9 protein-coding genes are annotated in these 12,969 nt (G+C 71.5%); 3 read left to right on the top strand and 6 right to left on the bottom strand.

Annotation, left to right across the window (positions count from 1 at the left end; all coding sequences use genetic code 11):
* The first annotated feature begins 32 nt into the window (after positions 1-32).
* Complete coding sequence (locus tag ACZ7D7_RS04070; RefSeq protein ID WP_470822111.1) at positions 33-3,932, top strand: DNA-directed RNA polymerase subunit beta'; 3,900 nt, start codon at positions 33-35, stop codon at positions 3,930-3,932.
* Between the two features lie 215 nt (positions 3,933-4,147).
* On the top strand, positions 4,148-4,678 hold the full coding sequence (locus tag ACZ7D7_RS04065; RefSeq protein WP_470822110.1) for a DUF1707 and DUF4190 domain-containing protein: 531 nt from the start codon (positions 4,148-4,150) through the stop codon (positions 4,676-4,678).
* Positions 4,679-4,688: 10 nt separating this feature from the next.
* Here the strand turns inward: ACZ7D7_RS04065 and ACZ7D7_RS04060 are convergent, their stop codons facing one another.
* From ACZ7D7_RS04060 to ACZ7D7_RS04035, 6 genes are all read right to left on the bottom strand, one after another.
* Complete coding sequence (locus ACZ7D7_RS04060; protein WP_470822108.1) at positions 4,689-5,981, bottom strand: M48 family metalloprotease; 1,293 nt, start codon at positions 5,979-5,981, stop codon at positions 4,689-4,691.
* Between the two features lie 41 nt (positions 5,982-6,022).
* The gene (locus ACZ7D7_RS04055; RefSeq protein ID WP_470822106.1) at positions 6,023-6,610 is read right to left on the bottom strand and encodes a Pycsar system effector family protein; all 588 of its coding nucleotides are present in this window, start codon (positions 6,608-6,610) and stop codon (positions 6,023-6,025) included.
* On the bottom strand, positions 6,607-8,163 hold the full coding sequence (locus tag ACZ7D7_RS04050) for a hypothetical protein (RefSeq protein WP_470822105.1): 1,557 nt from the start codon (positions 8,161-8,163) through the stop codon (positions 6,607-6,609). The genes ACZ7D7_RS04055 and ACZ7D7_RS04050 overlap by 4 nt, the downstream gene beginning before the upstream one ends.
* 55 nt (positions 8,164-8,218) lie before the next feature.
* A complete protein-coding gene (locus tag ACZ7D7_RS04045) occupies positions 8,219-10,435 on the bottom strand; it encodes a HEAT repeat domain-containing protein (RefSeq protein ID WP_470822104.1) in 2,217 nt (738 codons plus the stop codon).
* Positions 10,432-11,262, bottom strand: coding sequence for a hypothetical protein (locus ACZ7D7_RS04040; RefSeq protein WP_470822102.1), 831 nt, complete (start codon positions 11,260-11,262; stop codon positions 10,432-10,434). The genes ACZ7D7_RS04045 and ACZ7D7_RS04040 overlap by 4 nt, the downstream gene beginning before the upstream one ends.
* Positions 11,263-11,440: 178 nt before the next feature.
* On the bottom strand, positions 11,441-12,232 hold the full coding sequence (locus ACZ7D7_RS04035; protein ID WP_470822100.1) for a Crp/Fnr family transcriptional regulator: 792 nt from the start codon (positions 12,230-12,232) through the stop codon (positions 11,441-11,443).
* Between the two features lie 365 nt (positions 12,233-12,597).
* Here ACZ7D7_RS04035 and rpsL point away from each other — a divergent pair, with 365 nt between their 5' ends.
* Positions 12,598-12,969, top strand: coding sequence for a 30S ribosomal protein S12 (gene rpsL / locus ACZ7D7_RS04030; protein WP_003948652.1), 372 nt, complete (start codon positions 12,598-12,600; stop codon positions 12,967-12,969).

Below are 12,969 nucleotides of genomic sequence, written 5' to 3'. Positions count from 1 at the left end.
TGACTTACAACCCTGAGAGGGATTGACGCATAGTGCTCGACGTCAACTTCTTCGACGAGCTCCGGATCGGTCTGGCCACCGCTGACGACATCCGTCAGTGGAGCCACGGCGAGGTCAAGAAGCCCGAGACGATCAACTACCGCACGCTCAAGCCCGAGAAGGACGGACTCTTCTGCGAGAAGATCTTCGGTCCGACCCGGGACTGGGAGTGCTACTGCGGCAAGTACAAGCGCGTCCGCTTCAAGGGCATCATCTGCGAGCGCTGTGGTGTCGAGGTCACCCGCGCCAAGGTGCGCCGTGAGCGGATGGGCCACATCGAGCTGGCCGCCCCCGTCACCCACATCTGGTACTTCAAGGGCGTCCCGTCGCGCCTGGGCTACCTGCTCGACCTGGCCCCGAAGGACCTGGAGAAGGTCATCTACTTCGCGGCGTACATGATCACGTACGTCGACGAGGAGCGCCGCACCCGCGACCTGCCCTCGCTGGAGGCCCACGTCTCCGTCGAGCGCCAGCAGATCGAGCAGCGCCGCGACGCCGACCTGGAGGCCCGCGCCAAGAAGCTCGAGACCGACCTGGCCGAGCTGGAGGCCGAGGGTGCCAAGGCCGACGTGCGCCGCAAGGTGCGCGAGGGTGCCGAGCGCGAGATGAAGCAGCTGCGCGACCGCGCCCAGCGCGAGATCGACCGTCTCGACGAGGTGTGGAACCGCTTCAAGAACCTCAAGGTCCAGGACCTGGAGGGCGACGAGCTGCTCTACCGCGAGCTGCGCGACCGCTTCGGCACGTACTTCGACGGCTCGATGGGTGCCGCGGCGCTGCAGAAGCGCCTGGAGTCCTTCGACCTCGACGAGGAGGCCGAGCGCCTCCGCGAGATCATCCGCACCGGCAAGGGCCAGAAGAAGACCCGCGCGCTCAAGCGCCTCAAGGTCGTCTCCGCGTTCCTGCAGACCAGCAACAGCCCCAAGGGCATGGTGCTCGACTGCGTGCCGGTCATCCCGCCGGACCTGCGTCCGATGGTGCAGCTGGACGGTGGCCGCTTCGCGACCTCCGACCTCAACGACCTGTACCGCCGTGTCATCAACCGCAACAACCGCCTGAAGCGCCTTCTCGACCTCGGTGCGCCCGAGATCATCGTGAACAACGAGAAGCGCATGCTCCAGGAGGCCGTCGACGCGCTCTTCGACAACGGCCGCCGCGGTCGCCCGGTCACGGGCCCCGGTAACCGTCCGCTGAAGTCGCTGTCCGACATGCTCAAGGGCAAGCAGGGCCGCTTCCGTCAGAACCTGCTCGGCAAGCGCGTGGACTACTCCGCGCGTTCCGTGATCGTCGTCGGTCCGCAGCTGAAGCTGCACCAGTGCGGTCTGCCGAAGGCGATGGCGCTGGAGCTGTTCAAGCCGTTCGTGATGAAGCGCCTGGTCGACCTGAACCACGCGCAGAACATCAAGAGCGCCAAGCGCATGGTCGAGCGCGGCCGCACGGTCGTGTACGACGTGCTGGAAGAGGTCATCGCGGAGCACCCGGTTCTGCTGAACCGCGCGCCCACGCTGCACCGCCTCGGCATCCAGGCCTTCGAGCCGCAGCTGGTCGAGGGCAAGGCCATCCAGATCCACCCGCTCGTCTGCACCGCGTTCAACGCGGACTTCGACGGTGACCAGATGGCCGTGCACCTTCCGCTGTCCGCGGAGGCGCAGGCCGAGGCCCGCATCCTGATGCTGTCCTCGAACAACATCCTCAAGCCCGCCGACGGCCGTCCGGTGACGATGCCGACCCAGGACATGGTCCTCGGTCTGTTCTTCCTCACCACCGACGGCGAGATGCGCGAGCTCAAGGGCGAGGGCCGGTCCTTCGCCTCCGTCGCCGAGGCGATCATGGCCTTCGACGCGGGCGACCTGTCGCTCCAGTCGAAGATCGACATCCGCTTCCCGGTGGGCACCATCCCGCCGCGCGGGTGGACGCCGCCGGCGCGCGAGGAGGGCGAGCCGGAGTGGCAGCAGGGTGACAGCTTCCGGCTGAACACCACGCTGGGCCGCGCGCTCTTCAACGAGCTGCTGCCCGAGGACTACCCGTTCGTCGACTACGAGGTCGGCAAGAAGCAGCTCTCCGAGATCGTCAACGACCTCGCCGAGCGCTACCCCAAGGTCATCGTGGCGGCGACGCTCGACAACCTGAAGGCGGCCGGCTTCTACTGGGCGACCCGTTCCGGCGTCACCGTGGCCATCTCCGACGTCGTCGTCCCCGAGGCGAAGAAGGAGATCGTCAAGGGCTACGAGGCGCAGGACGAGAAGGTCCAGAAGCAGTACGAGCGCGGTCTGATCACCAAGGACGAGCGCACGCAGGAGCTCATCGCGATCTGGACCAAGGCGACCAACGAGGTCGCCGAGGCGATGAACGACAACTTCCCGAAGACCAACCCGATCTTCATGATGGTGAACTCGGGTGCACGAGGCAACATGATGCAGATGCGTCAGATCGCCGGTATGCGTGGTCTGGTGTCGAACGCGAAGAACGAGACGATCCCGCGTCCGATCAAGGCGTCGTTCCGTGAGGGCCTGTCCGTGCTGGAGTACTTCATCTCCACCCACGGTGCCCGTAAGGGTCTGGCGGACACCGCCCTGCGTACCGCCGACTCGGGTTACCTCACCCGTCGTCTGGTCGACGTCTCCCAGGACGTCATCATCCGCGAGGAGGACTGCGGCACCGACCGCGGCCTCAAGCTCGACATCGCCGAGCGCGGCGCCGACGGCGTCCTGCGCAAGGCGGACGACGTCGAGACGTCCGTGTACGCGCGCTGCCTCGCCGAGGACATCGTCGTCGACGGCAAGGTGCTGGCCCCGGCCGGCACCGACCTGGGCGACGTCCTCATCGAGGAGCTCGTCAAGCACGGCGTCCAGACGGTCAAGACCCGCTCGGTCCTGACCTGCGAGTCCGCCGTCGGCACCTGCGCCATGTGCTACGGCCGCTCGCTGGCCACCGGCAAGCTGGTCGACATCGGTGAGGCGGTCGGCATCATCGCCGCCCAGTCCATCGGTGAGCCCGGTACCCAGCTGACGATGCGTACCTTCCACACCGGTGGTGTGGCCGGTGACGACATCACCCAGGGTCTGCCGCGTGTCGTCGAGCTCTTCGAGGCCCGTACCCCGAAGGGTGTCGCCCCGATCTCCGAGGCCTCCGGCCGCGTGCGGATCGAGGAGACCGAGAAGACCAAGAAAATCGTCGTCACCCCGGACGACGGCAGCGACGAGACGGCGTACCCGATCTCGAAGCGCGCCCGTCTCCTGGTCAGCGAGGGCGAGCACGTCGAGGTGGGCCAGAAGCTCACCGTGGGTGCCACCAACCCGCACGACGTGCTGCGCATCCTGGGCCAGCGTGCCGTCCAGGTCCACCTGGTCGGCGAGGTCCAGAAGGTCTACAACTCGCAGGGTGTGTCGATCCACGACAAGCACATCGAGATCATCATCCGGCAGATGCTGCGCCGCGTGACGATCATCGAGTCCGGCGACGCCGAGCTGCTGCCCGGCGAGCTGGTCGAGCGCTCGAAGTTCGAGACCGAGAACCGTCGTGTGGTCCAGGAGGGCGGTCACCCGGCCTCGGGTCGTCCGCAGCTGATGGGTATCACCAAGGCCTCGCTGGCGACGGAATCCTGGCTGTCGGCCGCCTCCTTCCAGGAGACGACCCGAGTGCTGACGGACGCGGCGATCAACGCCAAGTCCGACAGCCTCATCGGCCTCAAGGAGAACGTCATCATCGGTAAGCTCATCCCGGCCGGTACGGGTCTGTCCCGCTACCGCAACATCCGGGTCGAGCCGACCGAGGAGGCCAAGGCCGCGATGTACTCGGCCGTGGGCTACGACGACATCGACTACTCGCCGTTCGGCACGGGCTCCGGCCAGGCCGTTCCGCTGGAGGACTACGACTACGGTCCGTACAACCAGTAAGGCGTAGGTCCGCGTCACTGAGGGGCGGTCACCCGGTTCACGGGTGGCCGCCCCTCGGCGTGCCCGGTGTGTGTCGCGTCCCCGGCGTGTGACGGGCGTGTCACGAACGGGTGGGTTCCGGGGGTGGGCGGAACCGAAGGGTGGGTATGGGGCGTTCGAGTCTTCGACAGCATTCGAGTTCTCGGCAGCAGTCGACCGCCCCCGGGGAGGCACCCGTGTCGTACCCGACACCGTGGCAGGGCAAGCCGTTGCAGGGACCGGGCGGGCCGCCGATGCTCGCGTCGCACGCGGACCGGGAGCGGGCCGTGGACGTGCTCCGGGCGGGGTACGGGGAGGGGCGGCTGGACCACCCCGAGTTCGAGAAGCGCGTCGCACGTGCCTACCAGGCCCGTACGGTGGCCGACCTGGCGGTGCTGGTGGCCGACCTGCCGCAGGGGCCCGTGCCGCAGCCGATGGCCGCCGTGGGCCCTGTGCCCCGGACGTTCCTGCCGGCGCCGCAGCCGAAGACCAACGGCAAGGCGATCGCGTCGATGGTCTGCGGCATCCTGTGCGTGGCCACGGGCGGGCTCACGGGCCTGCCCGCGGTGATCCTGGGGCACATGGCCCAGTCGGAGATCCGCCGCACCGGCGAGGGCGGCGACGGCTTCGCCCTCACGGGCCTGGTGCTGGGCTGGGTGTCCGTGGCGGGCTGGGTGCTGTTCGTGGGCCTGATCGGGCTGGTGGCGGTGTTGGCGGGGTCTTCCTGACCGGCGCGGGTCAGCGTGACGGCTGGAGGTACGGCCGCAGATGGTGCAGGCGCGTGTAGTAGTCCGGGTGTGAGGCCAGCAGCTTGCTCGCCGCGCTCTCCTCGACCGGGACGCCCCGGTTGGCCGCGGTGAGCAGGGCGATCTGGTGCTGCTCGTGCTGGTGCATCTTCTCCAGTACGGCCGCCAGCATCGGGGCGTAGCCGAGCGCGGCGGCGTGCTGGTCGGCGCGGAGCTCGGAGCGGCGGCCGACGGCGGCGATGGCGTAGGGCAGGGCGAGGATCAGCAGGGGCAGTCCGTACAGCGTCTGGATCGAGAGCGTCGCGAGGCCGATCGCCAGCGTGCCGAGGACGAGGACGCCGAGGCAGGCGAAGACGCTCGACAGGCGGAACAGGAACGCGGTCACCACGCGCAGCACGCGCCAGGCGAACCGGCCGGGCACCGCGTACCAGTAGCCGAGCAGCGAGGACCACGCGTGCCCTCCGACGTGGTGGCCCAGCTCGTGCGCCATGACCGCGGCGAGTTCGCCGTTGGGGAGCTGGTGCATGGCGAAGCGGGTGACGCCGACGATGTGGCCGGCCGCGGCGACCGCGTTGAGGCTGTCGCTGTCCTCCACCCACAGCTCGTACGTGCGTCCGTCGATGCCCGCCTGGGCGGTCACCTGGTGCCAGACAGGTTCGAGTTTGGCGCGTTCTTGCGGCGTGGGGTAGCGCAGACGGAGCAGATGGCGCGCGAGGGCGCGTTCGGTGGGGCGGTGGAACACGAGTGCGCCGCTGGCGAGCCAGGCGAGGACGACGAGCAGGCCGAGGGGGCCGAGCGGCAGGGAGACGAGCGCGACGACGAGGAGGCTGCACAGGAAGTTCGGCAGGTGGAGCAGCAGGTTGCCGACGGCGGTGGCGTCGGTGCGGCGCTGGTGGGCGGAGAGGTGGACGCGGCCGACCTGGGTGGTGTCGATGTGGTGGGGGTGGGTGGGGTCCTCGGCGGGGGAGGGCGGCACCAGCCCGGGGTACGGCGGGGGCGCCTGCGGCGGGACCTGAGCGCGGGCCTCGGCCGTGGGATACGGCGGGGGCGCCGTGGGCTGCACCTGGGGTGTGGGGTACGGCGGGGGCGCCGTGGGCTGGGTGTACTGCGGGGGTGGCATCTGGGGGTACTGCGGCGGCACCTGCGGGTACTGCGGCGGGATCAGGTGCGGAGGGATCTGTTGCGGGTGCGTGGGCTGTGGCCCGCCGGGCTGCGACTGGGCCTGCCCGGCGGCGGGCTGTGGGTATTCGGGCGGGGTCGGTGGTGTCGGCGGGGGCTGCGTCATGGTCATTCCTCGGTGTGCGTGGGTGATGGCCGGCCCGTGGGTCAGCCGATGAGCAGGGAGGCGGGCAGCAGGAGCGTTCCGGCGCAGAAGGCGATCAGGCCGGCACGGATCCACTGGTGCTTGCGCCAGGCGATGAGGCTCGTGTCGGTGAGGGCGGCGACCAGGCCGGCCTCGGGGGCGGCCTGGGTGTCCGCGAGTGCGGCGTTCAGGTGGCCGCCGGCGACGGCCCGCCGGATGTCGCCGAAGTACGTCAGCGGTCGGCCCGGCGCCCAGGTCCCGGTGCGGTAGCGGGGCAGGACGGCCAGGAGCAGCGCGCAGAGCGAGACGGTGAGGGCGAGGACCCCGGTCCACCAGCACAGGGTGCCGGCGGTGGAGAGCGCGTCCGGGGTCCAGCCGCGCCCGGCGAGCAGGCCGCTGAAGACACCGGCGGTCATACCGAGCGCGGCGACGAGGACGGCGGCCTTGCTGTCGGCGCGGGCTATCTCGGCGCGCTGGTCGGTGAGGAGGCGTTCGCAGAGGTGGAGGCGGGTGGGTGAGGGCGGCGCGGGTGCGGGTGCCGGTGCCGGCGCCCCTGAGGGCGAGGGCGAGGGCAAGGGGGTGGGCGTGGGCAGTGGGTCGGCGGGTGTCATGGGCCGGCGTCCTCCTGCGCGCCGTCGTCGGCCCGCGCGTCGGTACGGGTCTGAGGTGCGTGCGCGGTCTGGGGTGCGTCGCCGGTCTCAGGCGCGGCGCCGGCCTGCGGTGTGTTGTCGGCCCGCGGCGCGTCAGGCGCGTTCGGGGTGCTGCCGTAGCCGGGCGGCGGCTGCCAGGGAGGCGTGGCAGGGGCGGGCGGCGCGGGCACCGGCGGCGTGCCGGGCGGCGGGGGCGTGTACGGCGTCGGCGGCGGCGTGTACGGCGTCGGGGCGTACGGCGTCTGCGGGGACGCGTACGGCGGTGCCTGGGGCGGGACGTACGGCGAGGCCTGGGGTGGAGCGGACGTCGGCGGGGTCTGGGCCTGCGGGGCGGCCGGTGAAGGTGGCGTCTGGACCGCCGGGGCGGCCGGTGAAGGCGGGGTCTGCGGTGTCGAGGCGGGCTGGTCCGTCGGGGGCGGGAGCAGGGGCGGGGTCTGCGGGACGCCCGGCAGGCGCTGGTTGAGGATGTCGCTGACCGTGCGCAGCGCCAGCTGCTTGGGGCCCTCCATTTCGAACTTCTCCGCGTTCTCGCCGCCGAGCAGTTCCTTCACGAGGTCCATCTGGGCCTGGATCATGCGGAGTTGGTCCTCGCGCATGCTGTTCATGACGAGCCGCGAGTCCTCGGGGTGCTGGGCGAGGTGCAGCGCCCAGGCGTGCACGCCGCCCTGGGCCAGGTACCACTGGTAGAACTCGATCTTCTTCGCCTCGAGTTGCTGGAGCTCCAGCGCCTGCTGCCCCTGGAGCACCGCCCGTTCGTGCTGCCACTGCTGGTGCTGGAGGGCGAGTTCATGCTCGGTGCGGCCGTATTCCCTGGCGCGGTTGAGCTGGAGCGCGTCCTGCTGCCGGTGCCGTTCGTCCATCTCGGCGTCGACCCGCATGCCCTGCTGCGCCGTGCGGATCTGCTCGGCGGCGGAGTGGTCGATGGCCTGGAGGCGCTGCTGGTGTTCGATGTTCGCCTGGTCGCGGCGCAGGCGCAGCGTCCAGGTGACCTGGAGCCCGGCGGGCGCGCCGAGCGGGCCGACCACGGTGACGGCGCGCAGCAGTTCCTGTTCCGCCGCCGCGCTGTCGGTGATGGCGAAGCGGCGTGTCACCGGCCGGGCCGCCTGCTGGAGTTCGCCCAGCAGCAGCGCGGGGACGTCCCGGACGCCGCTCTCGACGAACCGGGCCGGGTCGAGGACCTGCCAGGACAGGTCCGCCTCGGCGGTGAACTCGAACGCGTCGTTGTCGCTGGGCAGGACGAGCGTGTCGGTGAAGGGGTGGACGCCCATGTCCACCTCGTACACGGCGGTGTAGCGGCGTCCCGCGATCTCGCTCCGCGTGGGGCGCCGGGGCGGCGGATAGGCCTCGTACCCGCCCTTGGGGGTGGCGAAGACCAGGGCGTGGTCGATGCGGACCACGTGCTTGAGGGACGTCTCGAAACGGGACAGTTGCCGCACGGTGAGCACGGGGTCGATCAGCCGGGTGTGCCGGTCCGCGGGCTGCTGCCACTCGGGTGGGCGGTGGAAGCCGGGCATGGTGGGTGCTTCTCCTAGGGACGGTGGGACGGTGCGGGCCCGTGCGGGCGGGCGGTCAGCGGGTCGGAAGGGTGGTGAGCAGCCGGGCCGCGACGCGGGGCGGCGGGTTGCCGTCCTCGCCGGGCATCGTGCGCAGCAGGTGGCCGAGGCGGGCGTGCTCGGTCGGTGTGGTGACGAGGTCCGGCAGGAGCGCGGCGAGCGCCCATTCCGTGGTCGTCGACCGGTCGGCGGTGAGCACCCACGCGCGCAGGACGTCGAGGGCGTGCCGGGTGGTGTGCGGGTCGCCGAGGGCCTCGCGCCACAGGTGGGCGACGCCGTGCGCGGACGCCGGGTCCTCGGTGCTCGCCCGGGCGTACCAGCCGAGGACCAGCGGTGTGCCGTGGAGTTCGTCGCCCTCGGTGCGGCGGCACGCGTTGACGAAGCCGCCGAGCGTCAGGTCGCGCACGGGACGGTCGTCGTCCAGGTGGGCGCGCAGCTCGGTGAGGACCTGCGGGGCGGCGGAGGACAGCAGGAGCAGTTCGACGGCGGCGGCGAGTTCGTCGGCCATCTCCAGGTCGAAGTCGTCCGGGTCGGAGAGGTCGGCGTGCAGCCGGCGGGCGGCTCCGCGCAGGGCGGCGAGAGCCTGTCCCGGACGCTCCGGGCCGATCAGCGCGTAGGCGCGGATCGCCACCCAGCGCAGCCGCCGGTCCTCCTCGTCACGGGACCAGGCGTCGAGGATGCGCGGGACGTTGGGGGTGCCGACGGCGTGGGCGAAGGTGAGGGAGTTGACGGCGACCTGCCGGTGGCGGAAGCGGCTGGACCGCGCCCACGGCTCGATGACCAGGGCCATCGCGGACGGCAGGTCGGTGCGGGCGAGGACGGCGACGGTGGACGCGGCGCGGGTGCGGACCAGGGGCCGGCCGTCCTCGGCGAGGCGGCGCAGCCACTCGATGAGCGCGGGACGCGCGGAGGGGTGGCCGGTCCACACCTCGCGCAGCAGCACCAGCGAGACGCGTTCGTCGAGGAACGCCGCCTTGGTCTGGGTGACCGGTCCCCACTCGGTGTTCTCGGGCTCCTCGTACCGCTGGGCACGGGCGAGCTGGAGGCGTTTGCCGATGTGGGTGCCGAAGATGGGGATGTCGGGGGAGAGCCGGCTGTTCTGCGTCTTCTGGAGGAACTCGTAGAGCAGGTCGCCGAGTTCGGCGGTGAGCGCGTACGGGCCGCCGTCGAACGCGGCGAGTGCCACGAGGAACGCCTTGTCGCGCAGGTGGACGGCGCTCTCGTCCTCCTCGAACCACTCCTGGACCTGGTTCTCCAGGGACGCAAGGGAGAACTGCGCGACCTCGTCCCCGGTGGCCTCCCCGGCGGAGTACCGGACGAGCAGGTGGGCGAACGCGGCGATCTCGCGAAGCTGGTGACCGCGCGCCAGGAACTCCTTGACGTCCGGCATCCCGAGCAGCCGCCCGGTCGTCGCCGCGTCGGTGCGGGCGCCCAGGTGCGCGGCGAGCACGTCCTCGGCGGCGGGAGGCCGCCACTCGGCGGGCTGCACGTCCTCCAGTACGGCGGTGGGGCCGACGGTGACGACGAGGTAGCCGTCCTGCTCGGTGAGGCGGTCCCGGGCGGCCAGCAGGTGCGGTTCGCGCAGCGGGTTGTCGCGCCGGGTCACGAGGTCGCACAGCACGTGCCCGCGGGGCCGCGGGGTGTCGTCGTCGCCGGTGAACCGCTCGGCGAGCGCGCCGGGCGTGGTCTCGCGGTCCAGCGCGTGCACGGAGGTGACGCCGAGCCGGTGCAGCAGCATCAGGGCGGCGGTGCGGCGGCCGGTGAAGCGGGCGCCGGACAGTACGAGGACGCGTTCGCGGCGCAGCCTGTCGAGCAGGCCCGCGAACTCCGTGTCGCCGGCGACGAAGGACGCGGCCAGCCGGTCCAGGGTGGTGCGCGGGATCTCGCCGGAGGCGGCGCCGGTGGAGAACCCGGAGAAGGTCCAGTGGTGGACCGTTTTGCTGCCCATGATCACGTCGCCGGTGACCCGGGCCCCGGCGGCGACGTTGGTGTCGCCGCCGCCGAAGCTGCCGCCGAAGTCGACGGATCCGCCGTGCACGTTCATCGTGCGGGGGCTGTGGTCGACCAGGTCGCGCCGGGCGGCCCAGGCCTTCTGGGTCTGCTCGGGCTCCTGCGCCTCCTCGGCGCCGCCCTTCTTGGTCGCGTCCGCCGCGGCCTCGCCGGCGTCGGGCGGGGGACCGGACCCGTCCGACGGCGCCGCCGGGCCCGCCCCCTGCTGGTCCTGGACCGTCACGGCCGCTCACCCCGCTCCCGGTCGCCCAGGACGATGTTGGTGTCGCCGCCGCCGAAGCTGCCGCCGAAACTGACCGAGCCGCCGCTGACGTTGAAGACATGGCCCGACGCCGGGGCTCCCCGTGATCCCGCCGGCGCCGGGCCGCTCGTGGGGCCCCCGTGGTCCCGCGGCGCCGGACGGTCCCCTGATCCGTCCGGCGCCTGCTCCGTGCCCCCGCCGTCGTGGCCCTCGCCGTGTCCCGCCGGGCCGGCCGCCGTCGGCAGCGGGCCGTGCAGCCAGGCCCGCAGCGGGCCGTTCTTGCTGTCCAGCGTGACCGGGTGGAACTCCGACGCCGGTACGCCGGTGTGGTCGTGGCGCACGACACCCCGGTACAGCGCGTCCGACACGCACAGCGCGAAGTCGTCGGGGCGTTCCCGCAGCGCCGCGCGCAGCAGTTCCGCGTCCAGCAGCCGGCAGGCCCGGTTCAGGTCGGAGCCGACCCAGCCGCCCTGCCCGTCCACGGCGACCCAGCCGGTGGCGACGACGCCGCGCAGCCGGATCTGCGCCGAGCGGGACGCCATGCGGTTCATCTGCCGCAGCTGTGCCGGTACGTCGGTGAGCAGAGCCCGCAGCAGCGCCGTGACCGGGGCGTTCGCGTCGATCAGCTCCATGACGGCGTCCCCGCGGTCGGCCCGCAGGCGCAGGGTCTCGTCGATGCCCGCGCTCTCCAGCGCACGGTCGGTGATGTCGTAGAGCATGCGCCGCAGATAGGCCTGCTCGACGTCGTCGCGGTCGCTGAACCTCTCGATGTCCAGCAGCAGGATCGTGCGGCTCACGGGGTCGGTCATGGTCGCCCTTCGAACGGTGGGGTGGCCGTGCAGGGCAGCCAGAGTGACCGGAGTGCGGAGCGGGGCGTGAGGGCGCATGACCCAGTCGAAGTGTGAACGTGTGCACAGAAGCGCGACACGGACACGGACGACCGGCAGGGCGTACGGGCGGCGTTCCGCTGCGCCGTGCCGCGTTCCGCTACGCCTTGCCGGGGCGGCACGAGCGCGCCGGCCCGTCCGCCGCGCGGGGTGGACGTGACGGTGCGGGAACGCCCGGCACCGGCTGATCCGTGGCCGCGATCAGGCGCAGCAGGTCGGGCCGCAGGATGATCAGGGCGCGGCGGCCCGTGACGACGGCCTCCTTCTCGCGCAGCTCCCGCAGCAGGCGCTGCACCATCTCGCGGGAGGCGCCCACCGAGCCCGCCAGTTCCTGCTTGCTGAGCGGCACGACCAGTTCGATGCCCTCGGCGGTGCGGCGGCCGTGGGTGCGGGCGAGGTCCAGGAGCAGCACGGCGAAGCGCTGCCGGACGTTCATCGAGGCGAACTCCAGGCGCCGCCGGTCGGCCGCGCGGGTCCGGTCCGCGGTGAGACCCAGCAGGGCGAAGGACACGGCGGGGGAGCGGTTCAGGAAGTCCTTGAAGCGGGAGTGCTCCAGCGCGACCGCCCGCACCGGTTCCAGCGCGGTGACGGTCGCCGAGCGGGGCCGTCCGGTCAGCGCGGCGGACTCGCCGACGATGTCGCCGGGGCCGCGCAGGGCGAGCAGCGCCTCGTATCCGCTGGCGGCAGCGGCCGTGACCTTGGTCCAGCCCTCCACCAGGAACAGCACGTGCGCCGACGGTTCGCTCTGGTGCAGCAGGACGACGCGGGCCGCGAACCTCAGTTCCCGGCCGAGCGACAGCAGCGCTGTACGGTCCGGGCTCTCCAGCCGGGCCAGGAACGGCACCCGGTCCTCCAGGCCCCCGTCGTCCGGTGAGTGCGGCGCCGATCCCATCAGGTTGAACCCCCGTTCGTCGCAGCGGACGGATCAACGTACTGAACGGCTCGACCGCCGGTGCCGTACAGGGCGCGATCCGGCCAATCCGGGCCGCGGGCGGCCCGCGGCCTCCGTCACCTGGGGCCGCGTTCCATTTGTTTTGACCGATGTCCTTGCGGTAGGTACGCTCAGACCTTGTGCCTGGGGTGTGCCCTGGCCCTCGTGTGTGCCTCTGAACCGCACAGGGTCCGAGAGCGGCCACCGTAATCTGCGCCTTTTCCGTCCCTGCGGCGGGAGTCTGCGGGATTCGACACACCCGACCGCGTGGGTCGGCGACGTTCCAGGTTAGCTGTACCCATCGGCACACAGAAACCGGAGAAGTAGTGCCTACGATCCAGCAGCTGGTCCGCAAGGGCCGGCAGGACAAGGTCGAGAAGAACAAGACGCCCGCACTCGAGGGTTCCCCTCAGCGTCGTGGCGTCTGCACGCGTGTGTTCACGACCACCCCGAAGAAGCCGAACTCGGCCCTGCGTAAGGTCGCGCGTGTGCGTCTGACCAGCGGGATCGAGGTCACCGCTTACATTCCGGGTGAGGGACACAACCTGCAGGAGCACTCCATCGTGCTCGTGCGCGGCGGCCGTGTGAAGGACCTGCCGGGTGTTCGCTACAAGATCATCCGCGGCTCGCTCGACACCCAGGGTGTCAAGAACCGCAAGCAGGCTCGCAGCCGTTACGGCGCCAAGAAGGAGAAGTAA

It is taken from the genome of Streptomyces sp. NPDC037054 (assembly GCF_055606745.1).
Note: the sequence above shows the minus strand (reverse complement) of the source record. Positions and strands in the feature narration are given on the sequence as shown.

Excerpts from the sequence above, each read along its gene's own strand:
- ACZ7D7_RS04060 (WP_470822108.1), bottom strand. The coding sequence starts at position 5,981 with ATGACGCAGCCCCCGCCGACACCACCGACCCCGCCCGAATACCCACAG.
- ACZ7D7_RS04055 (WP_470822106.1), bottom strand. The coding sequence starts at position 6,610 with ATGACACCCGCCGACCCACTGCCCACGCCCACCCCCTTGCCCTCGCCC.
- ACZ7D7_RS04050 (WP_470822105.1), bottom strand. The coding sequence starts at position 8,163 with ATGCCCGGCTTCCACCGCCCACCCGAGTGGCAGCAGCCCGCGGACCGG.
- ACZ7D7_RS04040 (WP_470822102.1), bottom strand. The coding sequence starts at position 11,262 with ATGACCGACCCCGTGAGCCGCACGATCCTGCTGCTGGACATCGAGAGG.
- ACZ7D7_RS04035 (WP_470822100.1), bottom strand. The coding sequence starts at position 12,232 with ATGGGATCGGCGCCGCACTCACCGGACGACGGGGGCCTGGAGGACCGG.